At 71.5% G+C, this 22,073-nt stretch carries 15 protein-coding genes; 11 read left to right on the top strand and 4 right to left on the bottom strand.

Annotation, left to right across the window (positions count from 1 at the left end):
* The first annotated feature begins 200 nt into the window (after positions 1-200).
* On the top strand, positions 201-2,078 hold the full coding sequence (locus ACZ7MG_RS16800; protein WP_471379969.1) for an AMP-dependent synthetase/ligase: 1,878 nt from the start codon (positions 201-203) through the stop codon (positions 2,076-2,078).
* 78 nt (positions 2,079-2,156) lie between these two features.
* Here ACZ7MG_RS16800 and ACZ7MG_RS16795 read toward each other — a convergent pair whose 3' ends face one another.
* On the bottom strand, positions 2,157-2,729 hold the full coding sequence (locus ACZ7MG_RS16795; RefSeq protein ID WP_471379970.1) for a response regulator: 573 nt from the start codon (positions 2,727-2,729) through the stop codon (positions 2,157-2,159).
* Positions 2,726-6,934, bottom strand: a complete 4,209-nt coding sequence (locus tag ACZ7MG_RS16790; protein WP_471379971.1) for a HAMP domain-containing protein — start codon at positions 6,932-6,934, stop codon at positions 2,726-2,728. Before ACZ7MG_RS16790 ends, ACZ7MG_RS16795 begins: the two co-directional genes overlap by 4 nt.
* Positions 6,935-7,038: 104 nt before the next feature.
* On the opposite strand from ACZ7MG_RS16790, the gene ACZ7MG_RS16785 reads away from it, so the two are divergent.
* The 3 genes from ACZ7MG_RS16785 (at position 7,039) to ACZ7MG_RS16775 (ending at position 11,526) form a co-directional block, all read left to right on the top strand.
* Entirely contained in the window at positions 7,039-9,573 is a 2,535-nt protein-coding gene (locus ACZ7MG_RS16785; protein ID WP_471379973.1) for a SpoIIE family protein phosphatase, read from the top strand.
* A gap of 41 nt (positions 9,574-9,614) precedes the next feature.
* A complete protein-coding gene (gene hemW / locus ACZ7MG_RS16780) occupies positions 9,615-10,847 on the top strand; it encodes a radical SAM family heme chaperone HemW (protein WP_471379974.1) in 1,233 nt (410 codons plus the stop codon).
* 100 nt (positions 10,848-10,947) lie between these two features.
* Positions 10,948-11,526 (top strand): Uma2 family endonuclease, encoded by a 579-nt coding sequence (locus tag ACZ7MG_RS16775; protein ID WP_471379975.1) that lies wholly within the window; start codon positions 10,948-10,950, stop codon positions 11,524-11,526.
* Here ACZ7MG_RS16775 and ACZ7MG_RS16770 read toward each other — a convergent pair.
* Positions 11,504-12,319, bottom strand: a complete 816-nt coding sequence (locus ACZ7MG_RS16770) for a DUF3097 domain-containing protein (protein ID WP_471379976.1) — start codon at positions 12,317-12,319, stop codon at positions 11,504-11,506. The two genes, ACZ7MG_RS16775 and ACZ7MG_RS16770, sit on opposite strands and share 23 nt — an antisense overlap.
* A gap of 41 nt (positions 12,320-12,360) precedes the next feature.
* The gene (locus ACZ7MG_RS16765) at positions 12,361-13,092 is read right to left on the bottom strand and encodes an MBL fold metallo-hydrolase (RefSeq protein ID WP_471379977.1); all 732 of its coding nucleotides are present in this window, start codon (positions 13,090-13,092) and stop codon (positions 12,361-12,363) included.
* 203 nt (positions 13,093-13,295) lie between these two features.
* On the opposite strand from ACZ7MG_RS16765, the gene hrcA reads away from it, so the two are divergent.
* The 7 genes from hrcA to ACZ7MG_RS16730 all read left to right on the top strand — a co-directional run bounded on the left by hrcA (position 13,296) and on the right by ACZ7MG_RS16730 (position 21,913).
* The gene (gene hrcA / locus ACZ7MG_RS16760; protein ID WP_184894198.1) at positions 13,296-14,312 is read left to right on the top strand and encodes a heat-inducible transcriptional repressor HrcA; all 1,017 of its coding nucleotides are present in this window, start codon (positions 13,296-13,298) and stop codon (positions 14,310-14,312) included.
* Entirely contained in the window at positions 14,313-15,449 is a 1,137-nt protein-coding gene (dnaJ, locus tag ACZ7MG_RS16755; protein ID WP_471379980.1) for a molecular chaperone DnaJ, read from the top strand.
* Positions 15,450-15,646: 197 nt separating this feature from the next.
* Positions 15,647-16,777, top strand: coding sequence for a nitronate monooxygenase (locus tag ACZ7MG_RS16750; RefSeq protein ID WP_471379981.1), 1,131 nt, complete (start codon positions 15,647-15,649; stop codon positions 16,775-16,777).
* Positions 16,774-17,523 (top strand): 16S rRNA (uracil(1498)-N(3))-methyltransferase, encoded by a 750-nt coding sequence (locus ACZ7MG_RS16745; RefSeq protein ID WP_471379983.1) that lies wholly within the window; start codon positions 16,774-16,776, stop codon positions 17,521-17,523. The genes ACZ7MG_RS16750 and ACZ7MG_RS16745 overlap by 4 nt, the downstream gene beginning before the upstream one ends.
* A gap of 41 nt (positions 17,524-17,564) precedes the next feature.
* Positions 17,565-17,957, top strand: a complete 393-nt coding sequence (locus ACZ7MG_RS16740) for a VOC family protein (RefSeq protein ID WP_471379984.1) — start codon at positions 17,565-17,567, stop codon at positions 17,955-17,957.
* Positions 17,958-18,042: 85 nt separating this feature from the next.
* Positions 18,043-18,597 (top strand): hypothetical protein, encoded by a 555-nt coding sequence (locus ACZ7MG_RS16735; RefSeq protein WP_471379985.1) that lies wholly within the window; start codon positions 18,043-18,045, stop codon positions 18,595-18,597.
* An 88-nt stretch (positions 18,598-18,685) separates the two neighbouring features.
* On the top strand, positions 18,686-21,913 hold the full coding sequence (locus ACZ7MG_RS16730) for a S41 family peptidase (protein WP_471379986.1): 3,228 nt from the start codon (positions 18,686-18,688) through the stop codon (positions 21,911-21,913).
* Positions 21,914-22,073: the final 160 nt, after the last annotated feature.

Here is a 22,073-nt window from a genome sequence, read left to right as displayed (position 1 = left end):
AGGTCGTCCGGGTGACGGCGGTACGTGTCCGTACGGTCGTTCTCGGTGGAAAGTGACTGCCCGCCGCCCCTTACGAACCGGCCAACCGCGCTCTACCCTGATCACCACTCGATAGTTACTCGCGAGTTAAACAACAGCCGCTTTGAGCCAGCCGCACAGTCCATGAGCCAGCCGCACTGTCGCGTGCCCCGGAGGATGTCGTGAGCGACACACAGACCCTGATCGAGAACCGTCCGCCCTCGGTGGCGGCCCTCTTCCTGGAGCGCGTGGCGGCGACGCCCGACGGCGAGGCCTACCGCTATCCGGTGCCGCCGGCCTCCGGCGAGGGGCCCTCCGACTGGAAGTCGCTGAGCTGGGCGCAGTCGGCCGAGCGGGTGTACGCCGTCGCGGCCGGGCTGATCGAGCTGGGCGTGCAGCCGGAGCAGCGCGTCGCCCTCGCCTCGTCGACGCGCATCGAGTGGATCCTCGCCGACCTCGGCATCATGTGCGCCGGTGCCGCCACCACGACCGTCTATCCGCAGACCAACGCGGAGGAGTCGGCGTACATCCTTTCGGACTCCGCCAGCCGGGTCCTCATCGCCGAGGACGCGGCGCAGCTCGCGAAGGCCCGGGAGAAGAAGGCCGAGCTGCCCGACCTGACGCATGTCGTCGTCATCGACACCGAGGGCGCGGACCTCTCCGAGGACTGGGTGCTCTCGCTGGCCGAGCTGGAGAAGCGCGGCGCCGCGTATCTGGAGAAGAAGCCCGACCTGATCAAGGAGAAGGTCGGCGCGATCACCAAGGACCAGCTGGCCACCCTCATCTACACCTCGGGCACCACCGGGCGCCCCAAGGGTGTCCGCCTCCCGCACGACAACTGGTCGTACATGGCGAAGGCGATCGCCGCGACCGGGCTGGTCAGCGCCGAGGACGTGCAGTACCTGTGGCTACCGCTCGCGCACGTGTTCGGCAAGGTGCTTACCAGCGGTCAGATCGAGGTCGGGCACGTCACCGCCGTGGACGGCCGGATCGACAAGATCATCGAGAATCTGCCGGTCGTGCAGCCGACGTACATGGCGGCCGTGCCCCGTATCTTCGAGAAGGTCTACAACGGCGTGGTCGCCAAGGCCCGTGCGGGCGGCCCGGCCAAGTACAAGATCTTCCAGTGGGCGGCCGGGGTCTCCCGCGAGTACGCCAAGGTCAGCCAGGACAACTTCCGGCGCACCGGTACCGCCTCGGTGCCGTTCGCGCTCGGCGCGAAGCACAAGGTCGCCGACACGCTGGTGTACGCCAAGCTCCGCGAGGCGTTCGGCGGGCGGCTGCGGGCCTGTGTCTCCGGCTCGGTCGCGCTGGCGCCCGAGATCGGGTTCTTCTTCGCCGGCGCCGGCATCCACATCCTGGAGGGCTACGGACTCACCGAGACCTCGGCGGCGTCCTTCGTGAACCCCGGCGAGGCGTACCGCACCGGTACGGTCGGCAAGCCGCTGCCCGGCTGCGAGGTGCGGATCGCGGACGACGGCGAGATCCTGCTGCGCGGGCCCGGTGTCATGGAGGGCTACCACGGGCTGCCGGAGAAGACGGCGGAGGTGCTGGAGGCCGACGGCTGGTTCCACACCGGCGACATCGGGGAGCTGTCGCCCGACGGGTATCTGCGGATCACCGACCGGAAGAAGGACCTGTTCAAGACCTCGGGCGGCAAGTACATCGCGCCGACCGAGATCGAGGGGCAGTTCAAGGCGCTGTGCCCCTTCACCTCCAACGTGATGGTGATCGGCGCGGACCGTAACTTCTGCACGGCCCTCATCGCGCTCGACGAGCTGTCCCTCCAGGCGTGGGCCGCGGAGAACGGGCTGGCCGGGAAGTCGTACGAGGAGATCATCTCGGCGCCGGCGACGGTGGAGATGGTGCAGGGGCATGTCGCGCAGCTCAACGAGGGGTTGCAGCGGTGGCAGACGATCAAGAAGTTCCGGTTGCTGCCGCGGGATCTCGATGTCGAGCACGGGGAGTTGACGCCGAGTCTGAAGTTGAAGCGACCGGTGGTGGAGAAGGAGTATCAGCACCTCATCGATGAGATGTATGCGGGCTCTCGTGAGGCGTAGCGCCTATTGAAGGGGGCTGCGGGGGCTGGGTGGCGGCTGCGGGTTCGTTGTGGCTTGTCGCGCAGTTCCCCGCGCCCTTTACGGGGCTCGGTTGCTCTCCACCAGGGTTTGAAGGTCGCGTATTTGTATGCGTAACTCGGTCACGTCCGGTGCGGGCGTGGCCAGTTGCTTTTCCAGGGTCGTCAGGCGGGCGTTGATCTGTTCCGTCTGTTCGCGTTGGCTCGCCAGCAGGGTCTCCAGTTCCCGGGTCTTGCGGTGCAGGTCGAGGAAGACGCTGACCTTGGCTCGGAGGACCCAGGGGTCGAAGGGCTTGGTGAGGTAGTCGGCGGCGCCGGTGGCGTAGCCGCGGAAGGCGTAGCCGGTGTCGGCGTCCGTGCCGGTGAGGAAGATGATCGGGACGTCCTTGGTCTGGTCGAGGCGCTTGATGTGGGCGGCGGTCTCGAAGCCGTCCATGCCGGGCATGCGGATGTCGAGGAGGACGACGGCGAACCGCTGCCGGAGCAGGGCCTTCATCGCCTCCTCGCCCGAACGGGCGCGTACGAGCGGCTCGTTGAGGGATGCCAGGACGGCCTCCAGGGCGATCAGGTTGTCCTCCATGTCGTCGACGAGGAGGATGCCCGCGCTTCCGTCGGTCCGGTCCTGAGTGGTCATGGTGAGGGTGCCTCGTTCTCTTCGGTGCGTTTCCCGGGGGACGGCTCGGCGCTCTCCGGGCTTTCCGCGGCCTCCGGGTCCAGGACCGCGCAGACGACCGTCAGCAGCTGGTCGACGTCCACCGGCTTCGGTACGTAGTCGTTGGCGCCGCGGACGATGGACTTCTCGCGGTCGCCGGGCATCGCCTTGGCGGTGAGGGCGACGATGGGCAGGCCCGCCCAGCGCGGGGTGCGGCGGATGGCGGAGATCGTCTCGTAGCCGTCCATCTCCGGCATCATGATGTCCATCAGGACGAGTTCGACGTCCGGGTTGCGCTCCAGGGTCTCGATGCCCTCGCGGCCGTTCTCCGCGTAGAGGACGGGCATGCCGACGCGGCCCAGGACATGGGTGAGCGCGAAGACGTTGCGGATGTCGTCGTCCACGATCAACACCCGGCGGCCGGGCAGCACTTGACCGGCGCGGCCCGCCTTCCACGCCTCCAGCTTGGTGGGCGCGGGCCAGGTGTCGTCGCTGTCGTGCCCGTCGCCGTCGAGGGCGGCCGGGTACGGCGTGGTGGTCAGCTGTTCGGGTACGAGGCTGCCGGGCTCCTCGGCCGCGTGGCCGGTCACCCCGTGGCCGGGGCTGAAGACGGGCACGTACAGCGTGAAGGTGGAGCCCTGGCCGGGGATGCTCTCGGCGATGATCCGGCCGCCGAGCAGACCGGCGATCTCCCGGCTGATGGAGAGACCGAGGCCGGTGCCGCCGTACTTGCGGTTGGTGGTGCCGTCGGCCTGCTGGAACGCCTCGAAGATCACCGGGAGTTTCTCGGCCGCGATGCCGATCCCGGTGTCGGAGACCGCGAAGGCGATCACCTCGGCGGCCGCGGAGTCGTGGTCCTCACGGGTGAAGCGGCGGTCGGGGTCCTTGACGCGGTTCACGGTCAGTTCGACGCGGCCGGACGCGGTGAACTTGATCGCGTTGGAGAGGAGGTTGCGCAGGATCTGCTGGAGGCGCTGCTCGTCGGAGTACATCTCGCGCGGTACGTCCTCGCCGACCGTCACCTCGAAGGCCAGGCCCCGGTCGAGGGTGAGCGGGCGGAACGTGGCGTGGACGTAGTCCAGGAGCTTGATGAGCGGGAGGCGTTTGGGGCGTACGTCCATCCGGCCGGCCTCGATCTTCGACAGGTCGAGGATGTCGTTGATCAGCTGGAGGAGGTCCGAGCCGGAGCGGTGGATCGTGGTCGCGAACTGCACCTCCTGGTCGGTGAGATGGCCGTCCGGGTTGTCGGAGAGCAGCCGGGCCAGGATGAGCAGGGAGTTCAGCGGGGTGCGCAGTTCATGGGACATGTTCGCCAGGAACTCCGACTTGTACTGCGAGGAGGTGGCCAACAGGGCTGCCTTCTCCTCCAGTTCGGCGTTGGAACGCTGCAACTCCGCCTGCTGCATCTGGAGTTCGTCGGAGCGCTCCTGGAGCTGCATGGCCAGGCGCTGGGACTCGCCGAGGAGGGACTCCGTACGGGAGTTGGCGATGATGGTGTTGATGGCGACGCCGATGGTGTTCACGAACTGGTCGAAGAACGCCAGGTGGACATCGGAGAAGCGGGAGAAGGAGGCCAGCTCGATCACGCCGAGGAGCTTGTCCTCGAAGAGGATCGGGATGATCACGACGCTGGACGGGGAAGCCTCGCCGAGGCCGCTGTTGATCTTGATGTAGTCCGGTGGGGCCTCCTCCACCAGGATCCGCTTCTTCTCGCGGGCCGCCTGCGCGACCAGGCCGTGCACGGGCAGGCCGCCGGTCTCCACGGTCGCGCCCTGCGCCGCACCGTAGCCCGCGATGAAGGCGAGACCCTTGGTGGGCGCCACCGGCAGCGGGGCCGCGCCGTCCTCGTCCGGGTCGGCCAGATAGAACGCGCCGTACTGGGCGTTCACCAGCGGGGTCAGCTCGCGCAGGATCAGGTCGGCGACCTCCATCAGATCGCGGTGGCCCTGCATCAGGGCGGCGAGCCGGGCGAGGTTGGACTCCAGCCAGTCCTTCGCCCGGGTGGTCTCGCGGAGGTTGGCCACCATCAGGTTGATGTTGTCCTTCAGCTCGGCGACCTCGCCCTGCGTCTCCACCGTGATCGAGCGCGACATGTCGCCCTGCGCCACGGCGGAGGCGACCTCGGCGATCGCGCGGACCTGGGTGGTCAGGTTCGACGCGAGCTCGTTCACGTTCGTCGTCAGCCGCTTCCACGTGCCGTACACACCCTCCACCCGTGCCTGGCCGCCGAGTTGGCCCTCGGAGCCGACCTCGCGGGCGACCCTCGTCACCTCGGAGGAGAAGGAGGAGAGGGTGTCGACCATCGTGTTGATGGCGGTCTTCAGCTCCAGGATCTCGCCGCGCGCGTCCACGTCGATCTTCTTGGAGAGGTCGCCGTTCGCCACGGCCGTGGTCACCTGGGCGATGTTGCGGACCTGCGAAGTGAGGTTGTCCGCCATGTAGTTGACGTTGTCGGTCAGGTCTCGCCAGACACCCGACACGCCCAGCACCTGGGCCCGGCCGCCGAGCGCGCCGTCGGTGCCGACCTCGCGGGCCACCCTCGTCACCTCGTCGGCGAAGGCCCGCAGCTGCTCCACCATCGTGTTGACGGTGTCCTTCAACTCCAGGATCTCGCCGCGCGCATCGACGGTGATCTTCTTGGAGAGGTCGCCGTTGGCGACGGCCGTGGTCACCTGGGCGATGTTGCGGACCTGCGAAGTCAGGTTCAGGGCCATGAAGTTGACGTTGTCGGTGAGGTCCTTCCACACCCCGGAGACGCCCCGCACCTGCGCCTGGCCGCCGAGGTTGCCTTCGGTGCCGACCTCGCGGGCGACGCGGGTGACCTCGTCGGCGAAGGCGGAGAGCTGGTCGACCATCGTGTTGATCGTCGATTTCAGCTCCAGGATCTCGCCCTTCGCCTCGACCGTGATCTTCTTGCCGAGGTCGCCCTGGGCGACCGCCGTGGAGACGAGGGCGATGTTCCTGACCTGTGAAGTCAGGTTGTCCGCCATGAAGTTGACGTTGTCGGTGAGGTCTTTCCAGACGCCGGAGACGCCGCGCACCTGGGCCCGGCCGCCGAGGTTGCCTTCGGTGCCGACCTCGCGGGCGACGCGGGTGACCTCGTCGGCGAAGGCGGAGAGCTGGTCGACCATCGTGTTGATCGTGGACTTCAGCTCCAGGATCTCGCCCTGCGCGTCGACCATGATCTTCTGCGAGAGGTCGCCGTTCGCCACGGCCGTCGTCACCTGGGCGATGTTGCGGACCTGCGACGTCAGGTTGGACGCCATGAAGTTGACGTTGTCCGTGAGGTCCTTCCACACCCCGGAGACGCCCCGCACCTGGGCCCGGCCGCCGAGCTGGCCCTCGGTGCCGACCTCGCGGGCCACCCTGGTCACCTCGTCGGCGAACGCGGACAGCTGATCGACCATCGTGTTCACGGTGAGCTTCAGTTCGAGCAACTCGCCGGTCGCCTCGACCGTCACCGTACGGGTGAGGTCGCCGCGCGCCACCGACGTCGTCACCAGCGCGATGTCCCGCACCTGAGCGGTCAGCCGGGCGGCCATGGTGTTGACCGCCTCCGTCACGTCCCGCCAACTCCCGGACAGGCCACGGACCTTCGCCCGGCCGCCGAGCCGCCCCTCGGTGCCGACCTCGCGGGCGACCCGAGTCACCTCGCCCGTGAACAGCGACAACTGGTCGACCATCTTGTTCACGGCCCGGCCCAACCGCCGTAGATCGCCCCGGAGTTGCCGATTGCCGTCGTGCAGGTCGACGCGTTGGGTCAGATCGCCGCCGGCCACCGCGTCCAGTACCCGGGTGGCGTTCGCGGCGGGGGCGACCAGGGCGTCGAGCGTCTGGTTGACGTCGTCGACCCGGGTCGCCCAGGCGCCCTGGCCGGGGGAGGCCGAGAGTCGCTCGTCGAGGCGGCCGTGCCGGACCAACTCCCGCCGTACGCGCTGCACTTCGCCGCCGAAGTGGGTACTGCGGTCGATGATCTGGTTGAAGAGGGCGCACAGCTCCGCCACCGGCGCGGGACCCGCCTCCGGGATCTTCGTGAAGCTTCCGTCGCGGGCGGCGGTCATGGCCGCGGTCAGCGCGCGGAGATCGGACGCCCGGATCGATCCGTCCGTTCGGCTGTCGTTCTGGCCGTCGTTCTGGCCGTTCTTCTGGCCGTTTTCGAGCACCCGCGTAGCACTGTTCTCACTCATGGTGGCCCACTTCGGTAACTCGGCGCTTATGGGCGTGGTCAGTCTGTCACTCTGTCCGTGCCGCCTGAGGCCTATTCGTCCGAACTTTCTCAGGGAGCCGCTCAGTGGGGGCCATTCCGACGCAACGGGATCTCGTGTCCTGTGCTTCCGATACGCCGGCGCGCGTCGGACCCGAGTCCCTGTACGCCGCGCCGTCCGACCTGTCGTCCGCCGCGCCCGCGTACGCGGGCGTCGACCGGCGCGCGATGGCGCATGTCTCGCTGCCCGGGGGTCCGCTCGCGCCCGGAGCCGCCCGGCGCTTCGTGGGCGCCGCGTTCGCGGAGTGGACGGAACTCGATCTGCCGGGCGCCGCCGCGCTCTCCGCCCGCCTCGTCGAGGACGCGCTCGTCGTGGTCAGCGAGCTGGTCACCAACGCGGTCGTCCACGCGGGCACGGACGTCGACCTCCTCTGCCGGCTCGGCCGCGACGACCCGACCGCCGCCGGGTGGCTGCTCGTCGAGGTCTCGGACCACCATCCCTCCCGGGCGGTACGGGAGGAGGGCGCCGAGCGTCCCTACCTCGTCGAACGGCCTTACGGGGACGCCGAGTACGGGCGCGGCCTGCGCCTCGTCGCCGCGCTCGCCGAGGCGTGGGGGATCACCTACCGGACCGGCATGAAGACCGTGTGGGCGCGGTTGTCGGTGGACGGGGCGCTCGCGGTCGACGGGGCGATGGCTGTGGACGGTTCGCTGGCCGTGGAGGGTGCGTTCGAGGCGTACGGCGGTGATGTGGCCGGCGTGGGGGAGGAGGGGCGTGAAAGGGGCGGGCACGGCGAGGAGGACGCGGGGGCCCGGGGCTGGGATGCGCGGGCGTACGCCGGTAGCTCCGGCCACGCCGGGGAGCCCGGCCATGGGCACCGCGCGAACCCGGCCGATCTGGTCGCCCCCGCGCCCCGGCGTGCGGGGGAGCATGACCGGGAGTGGCTGAACCGGGGTGCGCTCTCCTTCCTCGCCGAGGCGTCCGATCTGCTCGCCGGGCAACTGGACGAGGACCTGGTCGCCGCGCTCGCCGGGCAGCTGCTGGTGCCGAGGCTCGCCGACTGGTGCGCGGTGTGGCTGGAGGACGAGGGGCTCGGCTGGCGCGGCGGCGACGGTGCGTTCGGCCCCGCGCCACGGCTCGCCCGCGTCTGGCACGGCAGCGAGAACCGCATCGAGGAACTCCGCCGGGCCTTGGAACAGGCCCCCCCGAGACTGCCGGAGTCGGTGCGGTCGCGGGCGGTGCCGGTGCCGTGGCCGGGGATGGGCGCGGGGGCCGCTGCGGAGGTGGGCGCCGAGGGGGGTGCGGCGGGCTCCGGGTCACGAGCGGGTGCGGGTGCTGACTTGGGCGCGGGCGCGGGCTCCGGTTCGCGAGCGGGCGCAGACCTGGGCACGGAAGCTGGACCGGCCCCGGAGACCGGCGTGGCGGGTGGGACCGGCGCTGCGCGTGAGCCCGGGGGCGGGACGGAGCCCCGGCCGGCCGGAGGTGGGGCAGTCGACGCGACGGCGCCTCGTACGGCCGGAGGTGGGGCAGTCGACGCGACGGCGCCTCGTACGGCCGGAGGCCGGACAGCCGCCGCGACAGAGCCCCGTGCAGCCGGAGGCGGGACCCGGTCTGGTCCCGGGCCCGTGGAAAGCGGCGAGGTCGCGGCTGAAGGTGAAGGCGGGGCCGCGCTCGCGTATCGGCTGATTGCCGGTGGGCGGCCCCTCGGCACCCTGGTCATCGGCCGGGCCGGACTGCTCCGCTTCCCGGACGAGGTGACCGGGCTGGTGGAGGACCTCAGCCGGCGGATCGCGCTGTCCATCGGCGCGGCCCGCCAGTACGCCCGTCAGGCCACCATCAGCCGGGTGCTGCAGCGCGGCCTGCTGCCGGGCGCGGTCGCCGAGATCCCCGGGGTGTCCAGCGCACTGGTGTACGAGCCGTGCGACAAGGGCGGCCCCAGCGGCGACTTCTACGACCTCTTCCCGGCGGGCCGGGGCCGCTGGTGCTTCGCGATCGGCGACGTCCAGGGCAAGGGCCCCGAGGCGGCCGTGGTCATCGGCCTCGCCCGGCCCTGGCTGCGGCTGCTCGCCCGCGAGGGATACGGCGTCGCCGACGTGCTCGACCGCCTCAACCAGCTCCTCCTCGACGACGCGACCGAGGCCGCGGACGCCGCCGCCCGCGCCCTGGTCACGGCGGGCGACCCCGGCCTCGTCGACCCCGACGGCCCGCAGACCCGCTTCCTCTCCCTCCTCTACGGCGAACTCGTCCCCGTCGCCGGCGGCGTCCGCTGCACCCTCGCCTCCGCCGGGCACCCGCTGCCGCTGCTCCTCGGCCCCGACGGCGACGTACGGGCCGTGGCCGAGCCGCAGACGCTGCTCGGGGTGATCGAGGACACGGAGTACGTCTCCGAGACGTTCGAGCTGCGCTGCGGCGACACGCTGCTGTGTGTGACCGACGGGGTCACCGAGCGACGCAGCGGCCCGCACATGTTCGACGACGGGGACGGCCTCGCCGCCGCGCTCTCCGGCTGCGCCGGACTCGACGCCCAGCTGATCGCCGAACGCATCCGCCGACTCGTGCACGAGTTCGGGGAACGGCCACCGGACGACGACCTGGCGCTGCTCGTACTGCGGGCGGAATGAGGGCGGAACGATGACCGGCCGGGTGCTGGACAATGGAGGACATGCCTTCCGCACTCCCCGACGGTGAGCCCGTCCCCGACGACGGGGCGCTGCCCGCGCACGCCCTGGCCGACGCGGCCGAGCGGCCCCTCGGGTTCTATCTGCACGTTCCGTACTGCGCGACGCGTTGCGGCTACTGCGACTTCAACACCTACACCGCGACCGAGCTGCGCTCCACCGGCGGCGTCCTCGCCTCCCGCGACAACTACGCGGACACGGTCGTCGACGAGATCCGCCTCGCCCGCAAGGTCCTCGGCGACGACCCGCGCCCCGTCCGTACGGTCTTCGTCGGCGGCGGCACCCCCACGCTGCTGGCCGCCGGCGATCTCGTACGGATGCTGGGGGCGATCCGGGACGAGTTCGGGCTCGCGGACGACGCGGAGGTGACGACGGAGGCGAACCCGGAGTCGGTCGACCCCGCGTATCTGGAGACCCTGCGCGCCGGCGGCTTCAACCGGCTCTCCTTTGGGATGCAGAGCGCGCGGCAGCATGTGCTGAAGATCCTCGACCGTACGCACACGCCGGGGCGCCCGGAGGCGTGCGTGGCGGAGGCGCGCGCCGCCGGCTTCGACCACGTCAACCTGGACCTGATCTACGGCACGCCCGGCGAGTCCGACGACGACTGGCGGGCCTCCCTGGACGCCGCGCTCGGCGCCGGGCCGGACCACGTCTCGGCGTACGCGCTGATCGTGGAGGAGGGCACGCAGCTCGCGCGGCGGATCCGGCGGGGCGAGGTGCCGATGACCGACGACGATGTGCATGCCGACCGGTATCTGATCGCCGAGGAGATGCTCTCGGCCGCCGGGTTCGACTGGTACGAGGTCTCCAACTGGGCCACCTCCGACGCCGGGCGCTGTCTCCACAACGAGTTGTACTGGCGCGGCGCGGACTGGTGGGGCGCGGGGCCGGGCGCCCACAGCCACGTCGGTGGCGTCCGCTGGTGGAACGTCAAGCACCCCGGCGCGTACGCGGGCGCGCTGGCCGCCGGGCGCTCCCCTGGCGCCGGGCGCGAGCTCCTGGCGGACGAGGACCGCCGGGTCGAACGCATCTTGCTGGAGCTGCGGCTCCGGGAGGGGTGCCCCTTGTCGCTGCTGCGGCAGGACGGCCGCGCCGCCGCCGAGCGCGCCCTCTCCGACGGGCTGCTGGAGACGGGGCCGTACGCGGAGGGGCGCGCGGTGCTCACCCTGCGGGGGCGGCTGCTGGCGGACGCGGTGGTGCGGGACCTGGTGGACTGATCACTTGGGTGGGTGAATCCGTGCGGAACGGGGGTTCGGTACCTAACCTGGTTCGTAGGCTGCCGCTAAAAGTACGCGGCGGATGTGGAGGGCCACGGAGATGACCGCTGTGGACGAGCGTGACATGACCAAGTTCTTCGAGGAGTTCGAGCCCCCGGAGGGCGTCAGGGTCGAGCTTCTCCGGGGGGAAATCGTGATGATGGCCAGCCCTGACCTTGTGCACAACATGATCGTGGAGGACGTGCTGGACCAGATCCCGCGTACGCGGTGGTCTCGCTTGCAGACCCAGGATGTCGACATCGTTGATGAGGCCAGTGAGCCCGTACCGGACCTGGTGGTCCTTGAACGCGACGTGATGCCCACCTCGGGACGCCTGCTGCCGTGCCGTCTCATCACCCTGGTCGTCGAGGTTGTCTCCAAGACCAGCGTCCAGCGGGACTACGAGATCAAGCGGTCGATCTATGCGGCGGGGAATGTGCCTTCCTACCTCATCGTGGATCCGGTCATGGCGCAGTGCGTGCTGTTGACACGGCCCACGGGAAGGGGCGAGAACGCCGACTACCAGCGGCAGCAGATCACTAAGTTCGGAGCGCCGCTACCGTTGGAGGAGCTGGGGCTCGAACTGGACACGAGCGAGTTCGGTATCTTCCCCGGCGTCAGGCCCCACCGCTATCCGTGACGAAGTCGATCAACTCCTCCACCCTCCCCAACAACTCCGGTTCCAGGTCCTTGTAGGACCCCACCCGCCCCAGGATCGCCTGCCACACCGCCCCGGTGTTGTCCGCGGGCCATCCCAGCGCCCGGCACACCCCCGTCTTCCAGTCCTGTCCGCGCGGTACGCGCGGCCACGCCGCGATGCCCACCGACGACGGCTTCACGGCCTCCCAGATGTCGATGTACGGGTGGCCGACGACGAGCGCGTGCTCGCTGGTCACGGACGCGGCGATACGGGACTCCTTGCTCCCCGGGACCAGGTGGTCGACCAGGACGCCGAGGCGCGCGTCGGGCCCGGGGGCGAAGTCCGCGACGATCGACGGCAGGTCGTCCACGCCCTCCAGGTACTCCACCACCACGCCCTCGACGCGCAGGTCGTCGCCCCACACCTTCTCGACGAGTTCGGCGTCGTGGCGGCCCTCGACGTAGATGCGCCCGGCGCGGGCGACCCGCGCGCGGGCGCCCGGGACGGCCACCGAGCCGGAGGCCGTGCGGGAGGGACGGGCGGGGGCCGGCGACGAGGGGCGAACCAGGGTCACCACGCGACCCTCCAGCAGGAAGCCCCGGGGCTCCAACGGGAACACCCGGTGCTTGCCGAAGCGGTCCTCCAGCGTCACCGTGCCCGCCTCGCAGCGGATGACCGCCCCACAGAACCCGGTGGTGGGCTCCTCGACGACCAGACCGGGGTCGGCCGGGACCTCGGGGGCCGACTGGGACTTCTTCCAGGGAGGGGTCAGGTCGGGTGAGTACTGGCGCATTCGGATGACGATAGGAGAAGCGGCGCCCGGATGCCCCGTACTCAGTCCGACACGCCGAAGCGGCGTGCCAGCGCGTCGCGTTGGGCCCGGACGAACGCCGCGTCCACCACCGCCCCGTGCCCGGGGACGTACAGCGCGTCCTCGCCGCCGAGGGCCAGCAGCCGGTCCAGGGCGGCCGGCCAGCGGGACGGGATCGCGTCCGGGCCCGCCTGCGGTTCACCGGACTCCTCGACCAGGTCCCCGCAGAACACCACCTCCCGAGCGCCCTCCGACACCAGGACCGCCAGGTCGTGGCCGGTGTGCCCGGGGCCCACGTTCGCCAGGAGCCCCCGGACACCGTCGCCCAGGTCGAGCGTCCACTCGCCGGAGACCAGATGGCGGGGGAGGACGAGGAGGTCGGCGGCCTCCGTGGCGTCCGCCGGGGGCAGGCCGTGGTGCACGGCGTCCGCGTGCAGGGCGTCGCGGTCACGGGCCAGGACGCCGTCGACGCCCACCGCGCCGAAGACCTCCACCCCGGAGAACGCCGCCGCCCCGAAGACATGGTCGAAATGAGGGTGGGTGAGCGCGAGATGTGTCACACGGGCGCCGCCGAGCAGCCGGCACGCCTCGCCGCGCAACCGCGCGCCCTCCCGCAGACTCGACCCCGCGTCGATCATGAGGGCCGCACCGCCCCCGGCCACCAGCCCCACCGTGCAGTCCCAGCCGGGCAGGCGGCACCGTCCGACCCGGGGCGTCAATTCCTGCCACCCGCACTCTTCCCAAGTCACCGTCATGCGCCGACGCTAGCGGTAGCTCGCGCTGTGGCTCGCGGGACGGCGTGGTCGCGTACTCCCCAGTAGGAAAGTGGCTCCGCCGGAGCCCGGCCTTGCCGGGGGCGTACCCCACCGCCGTACACTGGGCGGGGAGTGCTGGCACTCGCCCGGGGTGAGTGCCAAGGGGGAGTCGCACGAGAGAGACGAGCTGGAGGTGTGCGCGAGTGCTCAGTGAACGCAGGCTGCAGGTGCTGCGCGCCATCGTCCAGGACTATGTGGGCACCGAGGAACCGGTCGGTTCCAAGGCGCTCACCGAGCGGCACAACCTCGGCGTCTCCCCGGCGACCGTCCGCAACGACATGGCGGCGCTGGAGGACGAGGGCTTCATCGCCCAGCCCCACACCAGCGCGGGCCGCATCCCCACCGACAAGGGGTACCGGCTCTTCGTCGACAAGCTGGCGGGCGTCAAGCCGATGACCCCGCCCGAGCGGCGCGCCATCCAGAACTTCCTGGACGGCGCGGTCGATCTGGACGACGTCGTGGCGCGGACCGTACGGCTGCTCGCGCAGCTGACGCGGCAGGTCGCCGTCGTGCAGTATCCGTCGCTCACACGGTCGACGGTGCGGCATGTGGAGCTGCTGTCGCTGGCCCCCGCCCGGCTGATGCTCGTGCTGATCACGGACACGGGACGGGTGGAACAGCGGCTGGTGGACTGTCCGGCGCCGTTCGGAGAAACGTCACTCGCGGATCTTCGCGCCCGGCTGAACAGCAAGGTCGCGGGCCGCCGGTTCACCGACGTGCCCCGGCTGGTGGAGGACCTGCCGGAGGCGTTCGACGTCGAGGACCGGGGCACGGTCGCGACGGTGCTCTCCACCCTCCTCGAAGCACTCGTCGAGGAGAGCGAGGAGCGGCTGATGATCGGCGGAACCGCCAATCTCACCCGCTTCGGACATGACTTCCCCCTCACGATCCGGCCCGTTCTGGAAGCCTTGGAGGAACAGGTCGTCCTCCTCAAGTTGCTTGGCGAGGCCGGGGATTCGGGCATGACCGTACGGATCGGTCATGAGAACGCCTATGAGGGACTCAACTCCACGTCCGTCGTCTCCGTCGGCTACGGTTCGGGCGGCGAGGCAGTAGCGAAACTGGGCGTGGTCGGACCTACGCGCATGGACTATCCGGGAACGATGGGAGCGGTACGAGCGGTGGCACGGTACGTCGGACAGATCCTGGCGGAGTCTTAAGTGGCCACGGACTACTACGCCGTGCTCGGCGTGCGCCGCGACGCGTCCCAGGACGAGATCAAGAAGGCGTTCCGGAGGCTCGCTCGCGAGCTGCACCCGGACGTCAATCCCGATCCGAAGACCCAGGAGCGGTTCAAGGAGATCAACGCCGCCTACGAGGTGTTGTCGGACCCGCAGAAGAAGCAGGTCTACGACCTCGGCGGCGACCCGTTGTCCCAGGCGGGCGGCGGAGGCGCGGGCGGCTTCGGCGCCGGTGGCTTCGGCAACTTCTCGGACATCATGGACGCGTTCTTCGGTACGGCGTCCCAGCGTGGCCCGCGGTCGCGTACGCGCCGGGGCCAGGACGCGATGATCCGGCTGGAGATCGACCTCGACGAGGCGGCCTTCGGTACGACGAAGGACATCCAGGTCGACACGGCCGTCGTCTGTACGACGTGCAGCGGCGAGGGCGCGGCCCCGGGTACGACCGCCCAGACCTGTGACATGTGCCGCGGCCGCGGTGAGGTCTCGCAGGTCACGCGGTCCTTCCTCGGTCAGGTCATGACCTCCCGGCCCTGCCCGCAGTGCCAGGGGTTCGGCACGATCGTCCCCAACCCGTGCCCCGAGTGCGCGGGCGACGGGCGGGTGCGGTCGCGGCGGACGCTCACGGTCAAGATCCCGGCCGGTGTCGACAACGGCACGCGGATCCAGCTCGCCGGTGAGGGCGAGGTCGGGCCCGGTGGCGGTCCCGCCGGTGACCTCTACGTCGAGATCCACGAGCTGCCGCACTCCACGTTCCAGCGGCGCGGCGACGATCTGCACTGCACGGTGACGATCCCGATGACGGCGGCGTCCCTCGGCACGAAGGTGCCGCTGGAGACGCTGGACGGGCTGGAGGAGGTCGACATCCGGCCCGGCACGCAGTCCGGGCAGTCGATCCCGCTGCACGGGCGCGGTGTCACGCATCTGCGCGGTGGTGGGCGTGGGGATCTGATCGTCCACGTCGAGGTGCAGACGCCGACGAAGCTGGATCCCGAGCAGGAGGCGCTGCTGCGGCAGCTGGCCGCGCTGCGGGGTGAGGAACGGCCCACGGGGCAGTTCCAGCCCGGGCAGCAGGGGCTGTTCTCCCGGCTGAAGGACGCGTTCAACGGGCGCTGAGTGGGTTCGTTGTCGGGTGCGGGTCCGGTGGGGCTTCTCGCGCAGTTCCCCGCGCCCCTAAAAACAAAAAGCACGGGGCGCAGCCCCTGCTTTTTGAGGGGCGCGGGGAACTGCGCGACCAGCCACGACGCACCCGCACCCGAACAACCGTCCGTACCCGATTCGGCTACACCCGGAGGGCATGGCACCATGCCGTCATGTCCTCCGCACTGACCGATCTCGTCCCGCTCCCGATCGTGCAGGCCCCCATGGCGGGCGGTGTCTCCGTGCCGCGGTTGGCCGCCGCCGTGTCCGAGGCGGGCGGGCTGGGGTTCCTCGCCGCCGGGTACAAGACCGCCGACGGGATGTACCAGGAGATCAAGGCGCTCCGGGCGCTGACGTCCCGCCCGTTCGGCGTGAACCTCTTCATGCCGCAGCCCGAGTACGCCGAGCCCGCCGCCGTCGAGGTGTACGCGGAGCAGCTCGCCGGGGAGGCCACCTGGTACGACGCCGAGCTGGGCGATCCCGACAGCGGGCGTGACGACGGCTACGAGGCCAAGCTCGCCGTGCTGCTCGACAACCCGGTGCCCGTGGTGTCGTTCCACTTCGGCTGCCCGACCCCCGAGGTCATCGAGTCCCTCGCCCGCAAGGGCACCCTCACCCTGGTCACCGCGACCTCGGCGGAGGAGGCCCAGGCCGTGGAGCGGTCCGGGGCCCACGCCGTGATCGTGCAGGGCGTGGAGGCGGGCGGCCACCAGGGCACCCACCGGGACGACCCCGAGCGGGACCGTGCTGGTGTCGGCCTGCTCTCGCTCGTCGCCCAGGTCCGGGAGGCCGTGGCCCTGCCGATGGTCGCGGCCGGCGGCATCATGCGCGGCGGCCAGATCGCCGCCCTCCTCACCGCGGGTGTGAGCGCGGCCCAGCTCGGCACGGCGTTCCTCGCCACCGCCGAGTCCGGCGCGCACGCCGTGCACAAGCAGGCGCTCACCGACCCCCTCTTCGTCCGCACCGAGCTGACCCGCGCCTTCTCCGGGCGCCCGGCCCGCGGGCTGGTCAACCGGTTCCTGCGCGAGCACGGCCCGTACGCGCCCGTCGCCTACCCCGAGGTCCACCACCTCACCTCGCCGCTGCGCAAGGCCGCCGCCAAAGCCGGGGACGCCCAGGGCATGGCGCTGTGGGCCGGGCAGGGCCACCGGATGGCCCGCGAGCTGTCCGCCGGGGAACTGGTCGAACTGCTGGCCACCGAGATCACCACCGCGCAGGCGGCGCAGGCCTCCGCCCAGGTCGGCAGCCAGGGTGGCGGCCAGGCCGGTCAGGCCGGTGCTCGGGCCGGGAGTGAGGGGCGATGACTGCACCCGTGTTCGTGGTCGACTCGTTGGACCTGCCTGACGGCTGTGGCGGCGAGCTGGTGCTCGGCGGGCCCGAGGGGCGGCATGCCGTCTCCGTGAAGCGGTTGCGGGCCGGTGAGGACGTGGTCCTGACCGACGGGCGCGGACGCTGGGCGGAGGGGATCGTCAAGGCGGCCGAGGGCAAGGACCGGCTCGTGGTCATGGACCTGGAGACCGTGCACGAGGAGGCCCCGGCCGAGCCCCGGATCACCGTCGTCCAGGCGCTGCCCAAGGGCGACCGGGGCGAACTGGCCGTCGAGACCATGACCGAGGTCGGCGTCGACGCGATCGTGCCCTGGGCCGCCGCCCGCTGCATCACCCAGTGGAAGGGCGACCGGGGACTGAAGGCCCTCGCCAAGTGGCGGGCCACCGCACGGGAGGCGGGCAAGCAGTCCCGCCGGGTCCGGTTCCCCGAGATCGCCGAGGTGGCCACCGGCAAGCAGGTCGCGGCGCTGCTGGCGAAGGCCGACTTCGCCGCCGTCCTGCACGAGAGCGGTGACGAGACCCTGGCCACGGCCGAGCTGCCGGCGGCCGGGGAGATCGTGCTCGTCGTGGGGCCCGAGGGGGGCGTGTCGCCGGAGGAGCTGGCGCTCTTCGGCGAGGCGGGCGCGGGGGCGTATCGACTCGGGCCCAGCGTGCTGCGTACCTCGACCGCCGGGACGGCGGCCGGGGCGCTGTTGCTGGGCCGCACCGGACGCTGGTCCTGACCGCCCCGGTCCCGACCGGCTTCCCCGACCCTGGGAGCATCGTGGAACTCGCCCAAGTAAGGCTGCTCGTCTCCGACTTCGCCGCGTGTTACCGCTTCTACGCCGATGTCCTCGGACTGAAACCGCAGTCCGGGGCGGTCGACGGGCCGTACGAGAAGTTCAGCCCAGCAGTCGGGTCCGCGGGGATCGCCCTGCAGGACCGGGCGATGATGGCCGAGGTGCTCGGGGAGCTGGCAGGCGCGGCCAACGGGCACCGGTCGCTGGTCGTGCTGCGGGTCGACGATCTGGACGCCTACTGCGAAGGGATCGTGGAGCGCGGCGCCACCCTCCTCCACGGACCCGCACTGATGACCGACCGCATGCGGGTGGCCCATCTCAAGGATCCCGAGGGGAACTTGGTGGAGCTGCAGGAATGGCTGCTGATGGGCGGCTGACGTCCGCCGCCCGCGTCCACCGGTCCCGGCAGCATGGCCGCATGCGGTCTTCCCCGGCGCGGCGGGCGGTGGCAGGCTGCCGTGCATGGGGGCATGGAGGCGGATCAGGGCGTACCGGGCCGGCGGGCGCCGGCTCCTGCTGGGAGTCGGGCTCGGCATCGGCGCGGTCGCCGGCCTGGTGGCCTGCGAGGGCGGCGCACTCAACACCGGCGCGGTCGCGTTCACCACGGACCAACTCGCCACCAAGGAACTGGAGCGGGAGGGCCTCGACGTCCAGTGGCTCACCTGCACGGCGTCGTACGACGGCGACGGGGGCGGGGACGGCGAGAAGTCGGAGGGGCCGTCCGCGTCCGTCGCCACCGTCGCGAACGTCGACTGCCAGGGCGAGGACAAGGAAGGCCGGAAGATCACCGTCACCGGGAAGGTGACCAAAGAGGTCAACGGCCGGTGCGTACGCGGTGATCTGACCGCGAAGGTCGGCGGCAAGGAGTGGTTCCACGTCGAGGGGCTGGGCAACTGCGACGCCCCCGAGTCCGACCCGCCGGGCGGGCCCGGTCAGCCGGGACCGACCGTGACGGTCACCGTCACCCAGACCATCTGGTGCCAGAAGGACCCGGCCTGCGTACCCGAGGGCAAGTGAGGCCCGGCACGGAGCAAGTGGGGCCCGGCACGGGGGACATGATCCAAACCCCTCCCCATCGGACCGAAACGCTGCTTACAGTGACCGGGTGACTCAGCTCGCGTATTTCCGGTATCCGCACCTGCACGGCGACCTGGTCGCCTTCACCGCCGAGGACGACGTGTGGGTCGCGCCTCTGGACGGCGGCCGTGCCTGGCGGGTCAGCGCGGACAACGTGCCCGTGAACCATCCCCGGATCTCCCCGGACGGCACCACCGTCGCGTGGACCTCCACCCGGGACGGCGCCCCCGAGGTGCATATCGCGCCCGTCGACGGCGGTTCCGCCAAGCGCCTGACGTACTGGGGGAGTTGGCGCACCCAGGTGCGCGGCTGGACGCCCGACGGCCAGGTCCTCGCGCTCAGCACCCACGGCCAGGCCAGCCTCCGGCGCAGCTGGGCGCGGGCGATCCCGCTCGACGGCGGCCCGGCCACCACCCTGCCGTACGGGCCGGTCGGTGATGTCGCCCACGGGCCCGCCACCGTGCTGCTGTCCGCCCCCATGGGCCGCGAGGCCGCCTGGTGGAAGCGGTACCGGGGCGGCACGGCGGGCAAGCTGTGGATCGACCGGGCCGACGCCGACCACGACGGCACCGGGGAATTCGCGCGGCTGCACGCCGAGTTGGACGGGAACATCGAGTATCCGCTCTGGGTCGGCGACCGGATCGCGTTCCTCTCCGACCACGAGGGCGTCGGCGCGCTGTACTCCTCCCTCGCCGACGGCTCCGACCTGCGCCGCCACACCCCGACCGAAGGCTTCTACGCCCGGCACGCGGCCACCGACGGCACCCGCGTCGTGTACGCCTCCGCCGGTGAACTGTGGCTGCTGGACGACCTGGACGGCGCCGAGCCGCGCAGGCTGGACATCCGGCTCGGCGGACAGCGCGCCGACCTCCAGCCCTTCCCGGTGAACGCCTCCCGCTGGTTCGGCTCCGCCTCGCCCGACCACACGGCCCGGGGCAGCGCCGTCTCCGTACGCGGCTCGATCCACTGGATCACCCACCGCTCCGGCCCCGCCCGCGCGCTCGCCGCCGAGGACGGCGTACGGGCCCGGCTGCCGCGCACCTTCCGGGTGGACGGCGAGGAGTGGGTGGTGTGGGTGACGGACGCGGAGGGCGACGACGCGCTGGAGTTCGCGCCGTCGACCGGCGTCGGCCCCGGCGCCACCCCGCGCCGGCTCGCCGCCGGACAGCTGGGCCGCGTCCTCGGACTTGCCATGGCCCCCGACGGCAGCCGGGTCGCCGTCGCCGCGCACGACGGCCGGGTGCTGCTCGTCGAGCGCGAGACCGGCGAGGTACGGGAGGTCGACCGCAGCGAGGACGGCGAGGTCTCCGGCCTCGCCTTCTCGCCCGACTCCGCCTGGCTCGCCTGGTCGCACCCCGGGGCGCGCCCGCTGCGTCAGCTCAAGCTCGCCAACACCGCCGACCTGTCCGTCACCGAGGCGACCCCGCTCCGCTTCCAGGACTTCTCGCCGACGTTCACCCTCGACGGCAAACACCTCGCGTTCCTCTCCGCGCGCGCCTTCGACCCGGTCTACGACGAACACGTCTTCGACCTCCACTTCGTCAGCGGCGCCCGCCCGCACCTCATCACGCTCGCCGCGACCACCCCGTCCCCCTTCGGACCGCAGCGGCACGGCCGCCCGTTCGAGGCGCCCGACAAGGACGAGACCCCGGACAGCGAGGGCGCCCCCGCGACCCGGATCGACCTCGAAGGGCTCGCCGACCGGATCGTCCCCTTCCCGGTCGAGGCCGCCCGCTACTCCACGCTCCGGGCCGCCAAGGACGGTGTGCTCTGGCTGCGCCACCCGGTCACCGGCGTCCTCGGCCACTCCCGGGCCACGCCCGACGACCCGGACCCCAAGACCTCGCTGGAGCGGTACGACCTCGCCCAGCGGCGCCTGGAGTATCTCGCCTCCGACGCCGACCACTTCTCCGTCAGCGGCGACGGCAAACGGGTCCTGCTGTGGACCGACGGCAAGCTCAAGGTCGTCCCCAGCGACCGGCGCGCCTCGGGCGACGACGAGAGCGACACCAACATCACCGTCGACCTCTCCCGCGTACGGCGGACCGTCGACCCGGCCGCCGAGTGGCGCCAGATGTTCGACGAGACCGGCCGGCTGATGCGCGACAACTTCTGGCGCCCGGACCTCGGCGGCGTCGACTGGGACGCCGTCCTGGACCGCTACCGCCCCGTCCTGGAGCGGGTCGCCACCCACGACGACCTCGTGGACCTCCTCTGGGAGGTCCACGGCGAGTTGGGCACGTCCCACGCCTACGTCACCCCGCGCGGCCGGGGCGGCTCCGGCGACCGCCGGCAGGGGCTGCTGGGGGCGGACGTCTCCCGGCACGAGGACGGCCCGCAGGGATCGCCGCTGTGGCGCATCGACCGGGTGCTGCCGTCGGAGACCTCCGACCCGGACGCGCACGCGCCGCTCGCCGCGCCCGGGGTGGCCGTACGGGCCGGGGACGCGATCGTCGCCGTCGGCGGGCAGCCGGTCGATCCCGTGGCGGGGCCCGGGCCGCTGCTCGTGGGGACGGCGGGCAAGGCGGTCGAACTGACCGTGCTGCCGGCCGGGGGCGGCGACCTCCGGCATCCCGTGGTGGTGCCCATCTCCGACGAGGAGCCGCTGCGGTACCACGCGTGGGTCGCGGACCGGCGGGCGTACGTCCACGAGAAGTCCGGCGGGCGGCTCGGCTATCTGCACGTGCCCGACATGGTCGGGTCCGGGTGGGCCCAGCTCCACCGTGATCTGCGGATCGAGGTGGCGCGGGAGGGGCTGGTCGTGGACGTCCGGGAGAACCGGGGCGGGCACACCTCCCAGCTCGTCGTGGAGAAGCTGGCCCGGCGGATCGTGGGATGGGATCTGCCGCGCGGGATGCGGGCGACCAGCTATCCCGACGACGCGCCCCGGGGGCCCGTCGTCGCCGTCGCCAACGAGTTCTCCGGGTCCGACGGGGACATCGTGAACGCGGCGATCAAGGCGCTCGGCATCGGGCCGGTGGTGGGGACGCGGACGTGGGGTGGGGTCGTCGGGATCGACAGCCGGTACCGGTTGGTGGACGGGACGCTGGTGACCCAGCCGAAGTACGCGTTCTGGCTGGAGGGGTACGGGTGGGGCGTGGAGAACCACGGGGTCGATCCCGATGTGGAGGTCGTCCAGGCGCCGCAGGACCACGCGGCCGGGCGTGATCCCCAGCTGGACGAGGCGATTCGTCTGGCGCTGGAGGGGCTGGAGTCGACGCCGGCGAAGGTGGCACCGCCGCTGCCGGAGGGTTAGCGCCGGGTGGGGTGAGTTGTCGGGTGCGGGTCCGGTGGGGGCTGGTCGCGCAGTTCCCCGCGCCCCTGAAAAGCAGGGGCTGCGCCCCGTGCTTTTCGGCCCGGAAGGGCCGTAGGCCCTTAAGGGGCGCGGGGAACTGCGCGAGAAGCCCCACCGGACC

The organism is Streptomyces sp. NPDC107538, assembly GCF_055657445.1.
The sequence above is the reverse complement of the archived record's forward strand: the minus strand, read 5'-3'. Positions and strand labels throughout refer to the sequence as shown.